Genomic DNA, 15,107 nt, shown 5'->3' on the forward strand with positions numbered 1-15,107 from the left:
TGAGGCGGGCGATGCATGTGCCCGCCATTGTGCTTTTCGTGGGCTGCACCCGCGCAGAATATTATTCCCGCGCCGTTTAACTCGCCGCGGAAGTAATTGTGTGCCTCTAAGTGGCGCTAAGGATGTTCTAAGAGCAACAGAGCAGTGCGTGCGAACAAACCGCGGATGCGCTGCATCGGTGCTCTAATAAACTTCTAGGCACTCAGCCGCAGTTTCATTAGCACTTCATCGATTGTGTAACTTCCTCCAGTCAGCGCGCCACCACGCCTAGACTATTGTGCTCCTCTAAGATGGCAACAGGAGAGAATTCCGCAGTACATCGGCGGTTGGGAGGGGCAATGATCGTTCGCAGGCGAGTAAGTCGCTTTTTCCGTACTACAGCGCAGATTGAGTGAGGCTGTGGGCCGTTTGCAGGCAATTAAATCGCTTTTTCCGTGCTACAGCGCAGGTTGATTGGAGCGGTGGGACGTTTACGGCGATTAAGTCGCTTTTTCCGTGCTACAGTGCTGGTTTGGTGCCACGGTGGGTCACTCGCTGGCCATTGAGTCGGTTTTTCCGTACTAAGCGCAGGTTAGGTGGTGTGATGGGTAGTTTACGAAGGTTAGGTGGCGAGCGAAAAGCAGCGGCCGCGAGCGGCAAAATAAAAAGCCGGCGGCGATATGGCTCGCCGCCGACTCAAACAGGGCTCGGCCTAACGCGTGGCCGAGTAAATTACCGCCAGCCTGCCGCCAAGAAGGCGCGGCTGATGCGGGCGAATTCGTCGAGGGACAAAGTCTCTCCTCGACGAACAGGGTCAATATCGCAGCTGTGCAGCAGCTGCGTCATCTCTTCACGGCGTTCCTTGCCCACGAACGCCGTAAGATTATTCGCAAGCGTCTTGCGGCGCTGGGCGAAGCTCGCCTGGACGATGCGGAAGTAATGCGCCTCGTCCTCAACATCCACTGGCGGCTTCTGGCGCACCGCCAGCTTAATCACAGCCGAGTCTACATTCGGCTGAGGAATAAACACCGTGTGTGGCACGATGCACACAAGTGACGGCTCGCAATAGTACTGCACGGCTACGCTTAAGCTGCCGTATTCCTTGCCACCTGGCTTAGCCGCCATCCGCTCAGCTACTTCCTTCTGAATCATCACGACGATGTTCTCAAGCGGCAGACGCTCTTCCAGCAGCTTCATTAGAATCGGGGTCGTCACGTAATACGGCAGATTCGCTACCACGCTGACGCCGGTCACATCAGCGAAATGATCCTCGAACAGCTTTTTAAGATCCAGCTTAAGCACATCACCATGCACAACCTGCACATGCTCTTCGCCCGCCAGAATATCTCCCAGAATCGGAATGAGGCGGTTGTCGATCTCAATCGCCGTTACCTTACCCGCTTCAGCAGCCAGATGCTGAGTCAGCGCACCGATACCTGGTCCAATCTCCAAAGCGCCCTTTGTCTTGTCCAGTCCAGCGGCATTCACAATCTTATGCAAAATATTTTGATCGATCAGAAAGTTCTGTCCCAAGCTTTTTTTGAATTGGAACCCGTACTTCGCAATAATTTCTTTCGTGCGCTTTGGCGTTGCAACTTCAATCGCCTTCATATCGTTTCCACTCATGCTCCGATCACTCCTGTCCCTGTTCCATTGTACGCAATGCCTCTGCAAACTCTTCTCGGGAGATTCGGAAGCTTGTACAACGCTTGAAAAACTGCTTGCCGTTCGCATACCCGATCCCAAGCAGCTTCCCCATCTGAAGACGGCGATTCGCCGCATCCGGATGAACAATAAGCCCCGATTCCATTAAGTCTTCCCACGTAATATTGCCTACACCAGCAGGCTCCTCTGTTCGAAGCTCGGAGATCGCCTGACGAATGGCTTCAGGGCTGGCGTTCTCAATACCGATATCACCCTTGTACATAGCCTTCTCCTGTGGCAAAAAAGCATGCTTGCAGCCGGGTACCCGCCGAGCAACGATTTTGCGAATTCTCTCACCAGCATGATCAGGGTCCGTAAATATAATAACGCCTCTGCGTTCCATGGCCAGTTCAATGCGCTTGAGCACATCCTCACCGATGGCAGAGCCGTTTGTCTCAATCGTATCTGCTTCAACAGCCCGCTTTACAGCGACTGTATCATCTTTGCCTTCCACCACAATAATTTCCTTGATCACAAGCGAACATTCCTTTCTCCAGCAACTTTCGCTCATCTTCCTGCGTCAGTAAGAATGTAACTGCTCCACACCTATACACACAAAAAGAAGAGGCAGCGCCTCTTCTTATAATGGCATATTTATCATCGAAATAATAGCATGGAGCAATTAGCTTGCGGAAGGCTTGTTGGGTCCAAGTACGTACACCGTATAGCCTTTTTTTCGGCCAAACTTGTTAGCATAGCTGGTACTGTCAAAATAAACGTCAATCTTACTTCCTTTGACTGCACTGCCCGTATCCTCTGCTCTGCGGAAGCCGATGCCTTCAATGTAAACCCACCAGCCAATTGGAATCACATCCGGATCAACAGCGATCGTCCGGCCTTCCATCACTTTCGCACCGGAAGCCGTAATGCCGTATCCTGGATGATTCTCATCTTTGCCCGTAGACGCTACACCGGCTGAATAAGCGGTTAACGTCACGTTCTTCAGAATCTTCTTGGCTTTAAAGGTGACTCCGCTCTTCGAATACGAGGCCGTGCTCGCATTGCTTGAGAGTGTATGTACATCCTTCTTCGAGCCGATAGCTACGACCTGGCTGACCGTATGTGTCTGCACAACCTTGTCGACCAGCTTGGAGGAGACAAGAACACCATTCTCATACTTCTTCTCCACGCGTTCAATCACGAGGCCATTCTTGCCGGATTGCACCAGCTTCTCCTTCCCTTTATCAAGGGTTGGATCTTGTTTCTTCACGATCGAGAACGGCAAAGTCCGTTCTGTTTCCGACACTTTGGTATCGACGCGAGTAACAGTAACTGTCATCGCCTTCGAAACGGCCGTGTCTAGAGATGGGGTAACCCTATCTTGATCGCGAACAGGAATATTTAATTTCCCGATCGCCGCCTGTACTGTTTTCTCTGTCGTGTACACCGTCGATGTCTTGCCATCTGCTTTTACAGTAACCGGAACCGCTTGTTTAATTTCAATGCGATCTCCGTCTTTGATGGACGCATTTAGAGGTGACGACACCTCATCATATGGCCCTACCGTAATAGCTTGTTCATCCAGTAGGCGTTGCAGGACCCATTGTTTTGTCTTCACAACAGTCTCTTGTCCATTCACTACTACGGATACGCTTTTATCAGCCGATCCGTACAACAACACCAAAAACATGAAAGTCATAGCGATTGAGATAATTGCACTCAGAACAATTAAACGCAAATTTTCATGCTTCCATCGCATTGCGAAAGTCATGCTGGATGATCGCTTCCCATGGGTCTCCATTACTTGGTTCATGCCCACTTCAATCGGTCCTCCTTCATAGCCCCGCCGCCAATCTGTTACGCATGATACATTGACGTGACTATTAAGTATATTGGCGTGACGAGCACGCTCCAGTGTTACGGTCCTCTTACCTCCTGGATCTACCCCTACGAAAGATTATTTCCGCATAAATCGAAAATAAAAAGAAGCCTTCGACAGAGGATCTGATCGTGGCTTCCTGGGTAGTCAAACATTCAGGAAAAGGTAAATACACGAGGTTGATCGCTCTCTATAGACGCTTACGAGGTTAGCTGACGGGTTCGGGCGAGAGAGCTGCCCTATCCACGGTTCGAATGCTCATGGCAATCGCCGCAAAATTCACCCCTGAAGAATTCAATGCGCCGCATGATGCTAACTTGCTTTTTAAACATGCATCTGCCGACGTTGGTTCCCCCGCTCTCCGATTCGGAGATTAAGCGTAAACTGGAAATCCAATACAAAAGTTAAAGCTCTGAGAAAAATGATACCTTCCTGACCACACAATTGTAAAGACGCGTTAAAAGACGATTTTAACGAAATTTTAGCATTCTGAAGGCAAATAAAGCCGATTCCGCCAATTAAAAAGAGTTTTATCGCCGCTATAGTCTTTATTTCAGTGGTTTTAGTCCGTTTTTAAACAATACCAAAACATTTTTTACCGTTTGCGCTTGTAATAAATGCAATTTCCTCCTTGGATTTTCCTGTTATCTCCGCTGCCATGTCTGCGACTAAAGACACATATGAGCTCTCATTTCGCTTCCCTCTGAACGGATGAGGAGCCAAATATGGAGAGTCTGTTTCGATTAATATACGGTCGAGTGGAACCTGTGCAAGCACCTCTTTTGGCACCCTCGCATTTTTGAAAGTGACAGGCCCTCCGAAGGAGATATAGAAGTTCATATCGAGGCATAATTTTGCCGTTTCCCAGCTGCCGGAATAGCAATGCATGACCCCTCCAACCTCAGATGCTTTTTCTTCTCTCAAAATACGAACGATGTCCTCATGAGCATCCCGATTATGAATAACAATTGGCTTACCCAGCTTCCGAGCGAGGCGGATTTGCTCCCGAAATACACGCTGCTGAACGTCCTTTGGTGACGTATCCCAGTGGTAATCAAGTCCAATTTCTCCGATCGCAACGACCTTTGGATGTGAGCAAAGCTGCTCGATCCATTCCAAATCCCCCGGCTCCATGTAGATGCTGTCCACTGGATGCCAGCCAACCGCCGCGTAGATAAAATCATACTTTTCTGCAAGCTCGATTGTGGTCGGAATCGTCTCTCGGTTAAAGCCAATGTTGATCATGAGATCGACACCGGCAGCCCGTGCCCGCTCGATAACTTCTGTGCGGTCGCTGTCGAATTGCGAAGAGTCCAAATGGGTATGTGTGTCGAATAAAGATATCATCTTAGCTGTAATCTCCTTCTATATAAAACCTTAAATTTTGAAAAGCTCCCTTACTCTAGCGCTTAATTGATCAGCCGCAGCAAGGAGTGGCTCGATCGGATAATAAATATGGTATTGTCCCTGGTGCAGACCACTGATGGAATGAACAATGTCGGATTTCACCGATATTTCGCTTAAGCTGTTATCCTCATTTAAAAGCAGAATCGGCGCTTTCTCCTCTTTCCCGCCTTTTTTCGCATCAGGGCGATATATGTCGTATGGCTGGTCAAATGGAAAATCAATTTCCATATGATAATCCGGATTAAGACCAATCGAGATAAACTGCTGAGCAGCTTCTTCTAATAAAGAGTCTCCTGGATCATTAAGCGTAATGTATTTGTACAATCGACGATTGAGGAATCGGTCACATAGCTCGGCAAGAAGAGAATCCCCTTCCTCCGCCCATTGTGCGAAGATCGTCTGCATATAAGCCTCATCCAGCTTCAGATAATCCTTTACCGTAATCGTACCATCCAGAAGTTTGTTAATTGGTCCGGGCATCCATGCAAAGGAATAACCGTTGTCGTACAGCTCCTTCGCCCGACGAGTTATTTGCCGCAATATGATTTCCGAGCTCCGTGTAACCGGATGGAAATAAATTTGCCAATACATTTGATAACGGGACATTAAATAATGCTCGATAGCATGCATGCCGCTTTCTTTTACCACCATTTTGCCTTGAAAAGGACGCAGTACGCGCAATATCCGCTCCAGGTCAAAGTTCCCGTAATGGACACCTGTAAAATAAGCATCACGCAGCAAATAGTCCATACGGTCTGCATCCATTTGGCTGGAGATGAGACTGACGACGATCGGATTCGGATATGTCTTGCCAATAACCGAAGCCACTTTTTCTGGAAAATCATCAGCAACTTGGCGAAGCACGCGATTAACTTCTGTATCCTCAAGCAAGATCGCGCAGGTCCACTGCTCATGATGCGTGTCGAACACCTGCTCCAGCGAATGAGAGAACGGTCCATGACCAACGTCATGCAGCAAGGCCGCGCATAGGGCCAGAAGTCTTTCTTCCTGCGGCCAATCCGGATAATGATTGCGCTCAAACTGTGATATGATCTTTCTCGTTATTTCATAGACTCCAAGAGAATGGGAGAAACGGCTGTGTTCGGCACCATGAAACGTTAAATAAGAGGTTCCAAGCTGGCGAATTCTTCTTAGCCTCTGAAACTCTTTTGTATTGATCAAATCCCATATCGTCTGATCCTGAACGTAAATACATTTATGAACTGGATCCTTAAATACTTTCTCTTCGGTCAGTTGCTGATTCATTCGCCCTTCAACTCCTTGTTCATGGTTTCGACACAAAACTATGATAGAATGTCGAATAGTGTCGTAATTTAGTTTCCAAATTGTCGAAGCTGATGTATTCTATAGTTAGATTAATATGACCTTGCTATAGAGTCAACTTGCCATAAACCGCGGTCTATCAAGGACTTTTGTGGTTGACTATTATGGGAATCGTTGGTATTATAATAGCCATAAAAAGAAAAACTATGTCGAATAGTGACGAAATGTAATTTCCTGAGAGGAGAAACAAAATTATGATGAAATCTACTGGTATTGTTCGTAAAGTCGACGAATTAGGTCGTGTTGTTATTCCAATTGAATTGCGCCGTACGCTTGGTATTGGGGAGAAAGATGCTCTCGAGATTTATGTAGACGGCGAGCGTATTATGCTGAAGAAATACGAGCCTGCTTGTATCTTCTGTGGTAATGCAGAGAACGTTTCTTACTTCAAAGGCAAAATTGTTTGCCATATTTGTTTATCTGAAATGCCTACTCCTGTGACAAAATAAGAAAAATAGGTTATAATAGAAATACACCAACTTGTTAATTCTAACCTTTTTATATTCCTTGATGCCTTCCTGTGCTAGAACCCGGCCAGGAAGGTCTTTTTTTGCGTTTAAAACGCAGTAAACTATCGGTTTACTGCGTTATAAACATCCCGCTTCGGCAGGCCACGGTCTAGTGCCGCTTTTTTTATCGCTTCTTTACGATCTATTCCCTGATTCTCATAATGAGCGACATGATCTTCAAGCTCTAACGCTGTCCACCATACTTCCCCATTCTCTCCTGCTTCTCTTGCTCCAGAGGCCGCTCCTTCTATAATAAGGCAATATTCACCTAGAGGTGGATGCTCTTCTAACCAAGCCATACATTCCGATATCGTACCACGTGCTGCTTCCTCATGCCGCTTCGTAAGCTCTCTAACCATTGCGATCCGTCGATCGCCCCAATGCTCCAGCATCGCATCAAGTGTCTTCTTCACACGGTGAGGCGATTCATAGAGCATCAAGGTTCCCTCTTGGTGTTTCAGATGAGTAAGCCATTCAGCAAGCGGCTTTTTATCCCTTGGAGGAAATCCCGTAAACATAAACTGATCGGTTGGCAATCCCGAGATAATTAAAGCTGATAACGCAGCATTAGCACCAGGGATAGGTACAACTTTGATTCCCTGCTCTACCGCATCTGCTACCAGGTCAGCACCAGGATCTGAGACTGCTGGCAGTCCTGCATCACTTACAAGTGCAATGGATTGGCCGTCCATTAGCAAACGGATGAGTTCACTGCCACTTGCTTGCTTATTATGCTCATGATAGCTGACCAGCCTAGTAGAAATTTCGAAGTGGGTAAGCAGCTTTCTTGTCTGCCTTGTATCTTCAGCAGCAATGAGCTGCACTTCCTTTAACGTCCGGATTGCCCGGAACGTCATATCTTCCAAATTTCCGATTGGTGTAGCAACCAGATATAAAGTCCCATAATCACCATCAGCCAGATCTTTAAAGCTTTTTTGTATCCGTACCATTTGCTAGCTCCCTCTCATCAATAACGCAGCTATCTATTATTCATATACGAAAATCGGCGGCAAAAGCCTAAGCTCAGGCTTCCCATCACGAATCGCTTCAATTAGAACCATATTCGCTTCTCCCTGCGCTCTCGGATGGACAAATTGTACACGCTTGGGCTCAAGCCGATACTTCCGCATCGTCTCTATAATATCGATAAACCGGGACGGCCGATGAACCATCGCTACTTTACCACCTGGGCGGACAAGTCTGGCACACGCATGAACAACATCATCAAGCGTACAATGTACTTCATGGCGGGCAATGGCATAATGCTCGTTTTCATTCTGGTCTCCTTCTTGAATGGCCATGTATGGAGGATTGACCGTTACTGCATCATAAATACCATTTCCTGCTTCTTTTGCGAATATTTTTAGATCGGCTTCAATAATCGAGATTTGTTCCGACAAGTTGTTCATCTCTACGCTGCGCCTTGCCATATCAGCCAGCCTTGGCTGAATTTCAACCGCATCGATCTGAGCTCCTGTCCTCGTCGTTAGAAGCATCGGGATAACACCATTTCCCGTACAAAGATCAATAACTCGTCCACGCTTTGGAATTGTAGCGAATTTTGTTAATAACACCGCATCAAGCGAAAAGCTGAATACTTCTCTGCTTTGAATAATACGAAGCCCCGTCTCCGTCATCAAATCATCAATTCGTTCATTCGTTTCTAGTTTTACTTCCTGCACCTTGACCTAACTCCCCTAACATAAAGATACCGCCCTCTATGACAAGGACGGTAACTTACAATGTTCTATTATTTATTAAGGAAGGATAAGCAGAACAAGCAATCTCCTTCCGTCCGCAAATGCCCGTAGTAGACGTTGCAAATGTGGAATCCTTCATGATACAGCCTAGCCAAGTTATCATGCGCCTCACCGACGAGACCGGCCTGCTGCGATGTATCGTTAGCCGTATCTTCCTCCGCATGGGCTGCAATCTCCCGACGGACAGGCGGGGTAGCCTGTCCTTCTGTACGATTAGCAGCGGACTTTGGCTTCGGCGATGTCTCGCGCTTTAATATTTTGCGCAGCTGTTCATTTTCAATGCTTAGCTGCAGATTCTCTTCCAGCAGTTCTTTGACCCTCTGCTTCAATACGCCTAGATGTACATGGAACTCACCCATCTGGCTTTCCAATTGATCCATCTGATTAAATATTTCTTTGTTCTCCAAGTTTCCACCCCAGAGCTTCAAACGTAGTCGTTCATTATTCCTTCACAACCACATCGTCTAACGGCAGCTCCTTCGGTTTACCCGACACATCGAACAACTGCACGTATACAGACTTCGTGGAAGCGTTGATGCCTGTTACTTTGCCCTCGCCATAAGACGTGACGACGATTTTACCAACGGAAGGCATTTCCTCCCGCAAGCTCTCGTAATTGTCATGCTCATATTTCAAGCAGCACATAAGACGGCCGCATAACCCCGAAATCTTTGTAGGATTGAGCGATAAGTTCTGATCCTTGGCCATCTTAATGGATACCGGCTCGAAATCTCCAAGCCAAGAGGAGCAGCACAATACACGCCCGCATGGCCCGATGCCTCCCAGCATCTTCGCTTCATCACGTACACCGATTTGACGAAGTTCAATTCGTGTACGGAAGACGCTGGCCAGATCCTTTACAAGCTCCCGGAAGTCAACTCTTCCTTCAGCTGTAAAGTAGAAAATAATTTTGTTGCGGTCAAACGTGAACTCCACGTCAACCAGCTTCATCTTAAGCTGATGATCCCTTATCTTCTCCAAACAGGTAGTAAAAGCGTTCTTAGCGGCCGCACGGTTCTCCTCAACGACCTTCGCATCTACTTCGCTGGCAATCCGGATCACTTTTTTCAGTGGGAGGACGACGTCTGCTTCACCGACCTCTTTCTGTCCAACCACGACCTTACCGTATTCGATCCCCCTGGCCGTTTCAACAATGACATGCTGGTCCTTGTCCACGGGGTGCAGGGCAGGATCAAAGTAATAAATCTTGCCCGCTTTCTTAAAGCGGACACCGACAACATTATACAAGGATTTAGCCCTCCTGTAGGTTTACCAATAGTTGCTCGACAGCAAGCTGCGGGGATACGTTAGCACGTATTCGCTTACCCGCTTCAAGCGTATGCTCGATACAAGAAATCCAGCTCTCGATCGGGCGGTTAAACGCATGCTTACTTATCCAGTCCAACTGATCTATATAAACAATACTTTCCTGCCTTCCGGCCTGAAATTGAATCATGTCTTTGAACCATAACACAAGTAAAGAAAGTAATAGCTGCGCTTCACTTGCAAGGTCCGTTTTGAAAAATTGCTGCTGTGCGGTAATCATCCCCGCGGTGAATCGGGTCAGACTTTCCTTTCCTAATTGTATCACTACGTTTCTGATTTCTGCAAACGTATTCTGTTGGATAATCTCTCTAGCGCCATCTAATCCCGAGCTTAGCTGTACAGCTGCACGTGCTAGAAGGGCAGGTGTTCCCTCTTCAATTAAAGTCTGCAGCATCTCGCTTGCGGAGAATGGAAGGAAAGGTACCCACTGCGCTCTCGAACGTATCGTTGGCAGTACGGCTTGTCCATTGTCCGTAATCAGTATCGCAACAATAGGAGAAAGCGGCTCTTCCAAAAATTTCAGCAAGCTGTTAGCCGCTTGAAGGGTCATCGTCTCTGCACGCTCTACAATGTATACCTTACGTGAAGTTCCGCTTCCCCGGTAGGCAAGTTCTCGTTGAAGATCGCGTATTTGATCGATTTTGATGGATTGCCCGTCTGGCTTGATCGTAAGCAGATCCGGCTGATTGCCATTTTCGAACTTACGGCATTCCAAACAGTGATCGCATGCATCATCACCGCCAGTTGAACAGAACAATGCCTTGGCGAATGCTCTTGCCATTGCCGTTCTTCCTGTACCGGAAGCGCCGTAGAACAAATAAGCATGCGATACCTTACCGCTCTGCAACGCATGCTTCAATATTCGTTTTGCTTTCCATTGGCCGGCTACTTGTTCCATGCTCATTGCTGTTCTATATCCTTCCTCTAATTCTAAGTAATTATATGCTTTGTCTATACATAGGGCTTAGAATTCTCCGGAATGTAACGCGCCCTCCTACTAGAGGGGAGGAGCCGTTTCACCTTGTTTAAAACAATAAATTAATTAGAAGCCCGCGAATTTCGCCGATTCTTCCAAGAAGCTCTATTCTGCCTTGTTCGCTGTCTAACAGCTCTTCTGCCATCGATACTAGTGCCGAATCAATTTCATCCAGCAGTTTGTAACGCTTGGTCCTGCCTCTTCGATCAAAACCGCGCAGCTCTTTAAGCCCTATACCGCGTCTAACCGTATCCTCTAGGAACCGCTTCACCATCTGCCGGTACATCTTCAGCTCACGGACGGTCATCGTCCTGGCAAGACGCTCACCTTGGTTATGAATCTCGTCCAGCTTCTGCTGCAGCTGTTCCTGCGTGCGTAGAGCGTCTTGCTGTACCATCGTATCGGAGAAGCTTCTCACCTGTGCCGGCTTCGTAGTGGTATCCCCGCCTGTACGGTTTTGGCCAAGCGGACGCCAGCTTTGATCGATCTTCATCGCTTAACACGCTCCATCAGAAATGTTCAAATCGCTCAACAGGAACGACGAATACCGCTGCGCCCCCTACTTGCACCTCTACAGGGAATGGAATATACGAATCGGTGGAACCACCAATTGGAGATACAGGTGTAACTAATTGATCTCTCACCTTACAGTTCGAGCTGATTACCTGCAGTACCTCATGAACACGCTCGTCTTCAATACCGATCATAAAGGTTGTATTGCCTGCACGAAGGAAGCCTCCCGTACTAGCAAGCTTCGTAGCGCGGAACCCATCCTTTACAAGGGCGTTCGATAAACGGTTGCTATCCTTATCTTGTACAATCGCAATGACTAATTTCATCCTCATTCCTCCCAATTGGTTAATAGAACAGGCACAAAGTCATTCCTACGGTGTTTATTGCACATCAGCTGTGAAAAAATCTACGGTCAATCGTCAAAATAACCTCTTCCAATACGACATCAGCCGTATTTCCCGCATCTACCCGTACGATCCGTTCCGGGAATTGCTCAAGAAGCTTCAGATAACCTTCCCGCACAAGCTTGTGGAAAGCAAGCGATTCTAAGTCCAAACGATTCACTTCCCGCCCGCATGAAGATTGGATTCGTGCAATCCCCATTTCCGGATCTATATCCATATAAATCGTCAACTGGGGCATCGCTCCATCTACCGCAAAGCGATTAATCGACCAGACTTCATCCATCCCAAGCCCTCTTGCGTGGCCTTGATAAGCAAGACTGCTGTCGACAAAACGATCGCATATAACCATTTGACCGCCTTCGAGAGCCGGCATTACCTTCTCAACCAAATGCTGACGTCTTGCTGCTGCATAAAGCAAAGCCTCTGTCCGCGCATCCATAGCTGTATGACCGCGGTCCAATATTACGGAACGGATCCGCTCTGCAATAGGAATGCCTCCTGGCTCACGGGTCGTAACTACACGTTTGCCCCGTTCCTGCATCGTATGCACCAGCCGCTCAATCAGTGTTGTTTTGCCGGCACCTTCGCCGCCTTCTATTGTAATAAAAATGCCCTTATTCAACTTCTAACGGCTCCTAACCTTAACTAGTTACTACGGTAAAGATGTATTACTTATATTCTAACAAAGCCACTACCCTTGTACAATTAAATTCACCTAATTAGCGAGTATAAACGGCAATTGTCTGCATCGTGCTGTCGATTGCGCCCTGAAATTTAGCTCCGGTCTCAGCTAATGCTGAAATATAACGAATAAGCTGGGCTGTCAGCACTTCCCCCGGATATACAATAGGAATACCAGGAGGATAAGGGATCACCATTTCCGCAGCCTCAAAACCTTCAGCTTCCAATAAAAGCGTTCTATAATTCAGTCTACTTTTTCGACTCCACTCTACTGGCTTTAACCCATTTGGATTACCATTACCCGGATAAAAAACAGTTGAAACTTTCCTCTCTCCGTTCTTTTCAGGATTAGCTTTAATCAACTGCTCTATCAGCGTACAGGCCGCTTGCAGCTTAAGTCTATCTTCATCCCCTGTTCGCCCTCCCCATACGAGCACAACATGCCTTAAATCCGCCATCTCCACCCAGCAGCCCTGCTCTTCCAGCATTCTTTGCAGTTCAAGCCCCGAATATGTCCTTGTTTCATCCCATAATACAATTCGTAATGGATCCAGCATATCGTACGCTGTTGAAGTTATTTCTGTATGCAATACTCTTAAAGCTCGTCCCTCTCTATCTATCCAGCCCCGAAAAGCCTGTGCTGAATTACACCCCTTATCGAACCATGTAGACCGATAACGATCTACCATAACACGTGCAACATCAAGAGACGCCATAATTGGAAAAGAAGGACTGGAGCTTTGTATTGCAGAAAGTGCTTCACGAATAGCTTCTCTTGGAATACGGCTGCCTTGTATATGCAGCATCGCTCCCATTGTTAAAGCAGATAATGTTTTATGCGTAGACTGTACAACAGCATCTGCACCAGCCTGAATAGCCGATTCAGGAAAAGACGGATGAAATCCATAATGTGCACCATGTGCCTCATCTATTAATAGCAGCTTGTCATAGGAATGGACTAGCTCCACATAGCTTCGCAGATTTATACTCATGCCATAATAATTCGGATTTGTAAGCATAACCGCCTTGGCCTCCGGATATTGCTCGAGAACCTGTCGAATATCTTCATAAGAAGGAGTTGTTGCAAGACCTGTATCCTCATCCATACGAGGCATAACAAATACGGATTTAGCTCCCGCTAGTCTTATCCCGTTAATAACCGACTTATGGACATTACGTTGGACAATGATAAGATCTCCCGGCTCGCACACACCAAGAATCATTGCAAGATTCCCTGACGTACTTCCCCCTACAAGGAAAAAGGATTCCTCTGCCCCAAAACACGCTGCAGCAAGCTTCTGGGCTTCCGCAATTGCACCTTCCGGGTGGTGGAGATCATCGGTAGAAGACAATTCCGTTGTATCCAGTTTCATAATGGTTGACAGCCACTGACTCTCTATTTCATGATCATTTTCATATACTTGTCCATATCGATGGCCCGGCACATGGAAGCTCACCGGACTTGTTTCATAGTGTCGAACTAGAGCTTGAAATAATGGGGCTTGCAAATGTTTCATGGTAAAAAAGCTTCCCTTCTATCTTTTTCATCTATTGTAACGGATTTCTACACAAAAAAAGAGCGGCATCCTATAATAGAGTCCGCTCAAGCATTTTTCTCAATAAAAATCTGTTTCATTTGATGAATAAAGAAAGGATATTTGGCGTCCTTCACGTCTGTACGCACCATTTCGGACTCGCATGTCTCGCAAATAAATCCGGAAACAATACGAATCCCTTCACCCTCTGCCTTATGCTCCCCACATATACTACAGTGAAGTTGGCGATCTTCTAACATAGCTTTCCCGCCTTTCTGTCATTCTATATAGCTACTATTATGGCATTTATTCTAGCGCTTTATACTTGTTTCATAGCCCATTTCAAATATTTATATATCGTATGCAGCATCCGCCTAATTGGTGAATCCAAAATAACCGATATATTAAGAAGGCCATATCTCAAAATAATGAAGGGAAGTAAAAAATGCGTCAATCCTTATTAGAAAAACAGGTAGCTACAATTTATCAATATAAGCTTATCCGAAGAAAGGTCATTCGTCCTGAGCTTGTCCATAGCCATATCTTAATTGCAGCGATTCTGCTTGGCTTTCAGCTTCTTATGTATGGCAAGGATGGACTGTTCAGCTGGCTGATCGGATTTGCTATCGTACAGGTCATCCACCTCATCATCCTATTGCTTGCCTTTATTCGAGTAGAGGATGCCGTAGACCGGCGATGGATATGGGGGATCACCCCACCTTGGTTTGGATTCAAACCAGCAAATGATATTCGCTTAGCTCTATTCCGCCGTGTACACCGCCATCTCTTCTGGATCGGCCTATGTGCTGTTGCCATCACGTATCCATGGATTGAACCATCACTTTTCATCAGCATCTTATGCTGGCACTTATGGTTAATCATCCCCCGGATGCTCCTCTCCCTTGCCTTCCTTAAGCAGCGCAAGGATGGCATCCTTCGGCTTCAGAAAAATGAGGCCTCTTATTATCATCAATAACAAAATAAAGAGCCTGCCGCATAAATGCGGCAGGCTCTTTATTGCTTGGCGACGTCCTACTCTCCCAGGACCCTGCGGTCCAAGTACCATTGGCGCTGGAGGGCTTAACGGTCGTGTTCGGTATGGGAACGCGTGGTTCCCCTCCGCCATCGCCACCAAACGTAAGCGTTAGCT

General features: G+C 46.9%; 17 protein-coding genes, 1 rRNA gene and 1 riboswitch. Of the genes, 2 read left to right on the forward strand and 16 right to left on the reverse strand.

Annotation, left to right across the window (positions count from 1 at the left end; all coding sequences use genetic code 11):
* Positions 1-711: 711 nt before the first annotated feature.
* The 5 genes from rsmA to AB4Y93_RS27295 all read right to left on the reverse strand — a co-directional run bounded on the left by rsmA (position 712) and on the right by AB4Y93_RS27295 (position 6,175).
* Complete coding sequence (gene rsmA / locus AB4Y93_RS27275) at positions 712-1,605, reverse strand: 16S rRNA (adenine(1518)-N(6)/adenine(1519)-N(6))-dimethyltransferase RsmA (protein ID WP_441896794.1); 894 nt, start codon at positions 1,603-1,605, stop codon at positions 712-714.
* A 7-nt stretch (positions 1,606-1,612) separates the two neighbouring features.
* Entirely contained in the window at positions 1,613-2,158 is a 546-nt protein-coding gene (gene rnmV / locus AB4Y93_RS27280; RefSeq protein WP_441896796.1) for a ribonuclease M5, read from the reverse strand.
* A 147-nt stretch (positions 2,159-2,305) separates the two neighbouring features.
* On the reverse strand, positions 2,306-3,442 hold the full coding sequence (locus AB4Y93_RS27285) for a ubiquitin-like domain-containing protein (protein WP_441896798.1): 1,137 nt from the start codon (positions 3,440-3,442) through the stop codon (positions 2,306-2,308).
* 241 nt (positions 3,443-3,683) lie between these two features.
* Positions 3,684-3,892, reverse strand: a riboswitch (cyclic di-AMP (ydaO/yuaA leader).
* A 183-nt stretch (positions 3,893-4,075) separates the two neighbouring features.
* Positions 4,076-4,849: a TatD family hydrolase gene (locus tag AB4Y93_RS27290; RefSeq protein WP_441896800.1), complete on the reverse strand. Its 774-nt coding sequence runs from the start codon at positions 4,847-4,849 to the stop codon at positions 4,076-4,078.
* Between the two features lie 30 nt (positions 4,850-4,879).
* Positions 4,880-6,175 carry an HD domain-containing protein gene (locus tag AB4Y93_RS27295; protein WP_441896802.1) on the reverse strand — a complete coding sequence of 432 codons (1,296 nt, stop codon included), beginning with the start codon at positions 6,173-6,175 and terminating at the stop codon, positions 4,880-4,882.
* A gap of 272 nt (positions 6,176-6,447) precedes the next feature.
* Here AB4Y93_RS27295 and AB4Y93_RS27300 point away from each other — a divergent pair, with 272 nt between their 5' ends.
* Positions 6,448-6,702, forward strand: a complete 255-nt coding sequence (locus AB4Y93_RS27300; protein WP_028609554.1) for an AbrB/MazE/SpoVT family DNA-binding domain-containing protein — start codon at positions 6,448-6,450, stop codon at positions 6,700-6,702.
* Between the two features lie 122 nt (positions 6,703-6,824).
* Here AB4Y93_RS27300 and rsmI read toward each other — a convergent pair whose 3' ends face one another.
* The 10 genes from rsmI to AB4Y93_RS27350 all read right to left on the reverse strand — a co-directional run bounded on the left by rsmI (position 6,825) and on the right by AB4Y93_RS27350 (position 14,217).
* Positions 6,825-7,712, reverse strand: a complete 888-nt coding sequence (rsmI, locus tag AB4Y93_RS27305) for a 16S rRNA (cytidine(1402)-2'-O)-methyltransferase (RefSeq protein ID WP_441896804.1) — start codon at positions 7,710-7,712, stop codon at positions 6,825-6,827.
* A 36-nt stretch (positions 7,713-7,748) separates the two neighbouring features.
* Positions 7,749-8,399, reverse strand: a complete 651-nt coding sequence (locus tag AB4Y93_RS27310) for a tRNA1(Val) (adenine(37)-N6)-methyltransferase (protein WP_441896824.1) — start codon at positions 8,397-8,399, stop codon at positions 7,749-7,751.
* 113 nt (positions 8,400-8,512) lie between these two features.
* Positions 8,513-8,929: an initiation-control protein YabA gene (locus tag AB4Y93_RS27315; protein WP_441896806.1), complete on the reverse strand. Its 417-nt coding sequence runs from the start codon at positions 8,927-8,929 to the stop codon at positions 8,513-8,515.
* Between the two features lie 34 nt (positions 8,930-8,963).
* A complete protein-coding gene (locus AB4Y93_RS27320) occupies positions 8,964-9,770 on the reverse strand; it encodes a PSP1 domain-containing protein (RefSeq protein ID WP_441896808.1) in 807 nt (268 codons plus the stop codon).
* 4 nt (positions 9,771-9,774) lie between these two features.
* Entirely contained in the window at positions 9,775-10,752 is a 978-nt protein-coding gene (holB, locus tag AB4Y93_RS27325) for a DNA polymerase III subunit delta' (RefSeq protein ID WP_441896810.1), read from the reverse strand.
* 121 nt (positions 10,753-10,873) lie between these two features.
* Entirely contained in the window at positions 10,874-11,317 is a 444-nt protein-coding gene (locus tag AB4Y93_RS27330; protein WP_441896812.1) for a YaaR family protein, read from the reverse strand.
* Positions 11,318-11,333: 16 nt separating this feature from the next.
* On the reverse strand, positions 11,334-11,663 hold the full coding sequence (locus AB4Y93_RS27335) for a cyclic-di-AMP receptor (protein WP_012772016.1): 330 nt from the start codon (positions 11,661-11,663) through the stop codon (positions 11,334-11,336).
* 64 nt (positions 11,664-11,727) lie between these two features.
* A complete protein-coding gene (tmk, locus tag AB4Y93_RS27340) occupies positions 11,728-12,363 on the reverse strand; it encodes a dTMP kinase (RefSeq protein WP_441896814.1) in 636 nt (211 codons plus the stop codon).
* 97 nt (positions 12,364-12,460) lie between these two features.
* Positions 12,461-13,939: an aminotransferase class I/II-fold pyridoxal phosphate-dependent enzyme gene (locus AB4Y93_RS27345; RefSeq protein ID WP_441896816.1), complete on the reverse strand. Its 1,479-nt coding sequence runs from the start codon at positions 13,937-13,939 to the stop codon at positions 12,461-12,463.
* An 86-nt stretch (positions 13,940-14,025) separates the two neighbouring features.
* Positions 14,026-14,217 (reverse strand): sigma factor G inhibitor Gin, encoded by a 192-nt coding sequence (locus AB4Y93_RS27350; RefSeq protein WP_167282775.1) that lies wholly within the window; start codon positions 14,215-14,217, stop codon positions 14,026-14,028.
* A 185-nt stretch (positions 14,218-14,402) separates the two neighbouring features.
* Here AB4Y93_RS27350 and AB4Y93_RS27355 point away from each other — a divergent pair, with 185 nt between their 5' ends.
* Positions 14,403-14,933 carry a transposase gene (locus AB4Y93_RS27355; RefSeq protein WP_441896818.1) on the forward strand — a complete coding sequence of 177 codons (531 nt, stop codon included), beginning with the start codon at positions 14,403-14,405 and terminating at the stop codon, positions 14,931-14,933.
* Between the two features lie 43 nt (positions 14,934-14,976).
* On the opposite strand, the gene rrf is transcribed toward AB4Y93_RS27355, so the two are convergent.
* Positions 14,977-15,093 (reverse strand): 5S ribosomal RNA (rrf, locus tag AB4Y93_RS27360).
* Positions 15,094-15,107 lie beyond the last annotated feature (14 nt).

Origin of the sequence: Paenibacillus sp. YAF4_2 (assembly GCF_052113225.1) — a bacterium.
In the GTDB taxonomy this organism is placed as follows: Bacteria; Bacillota; Bacilli; order Paenibacillales; family Paenibacillaceae; genus Pristimantibacillus.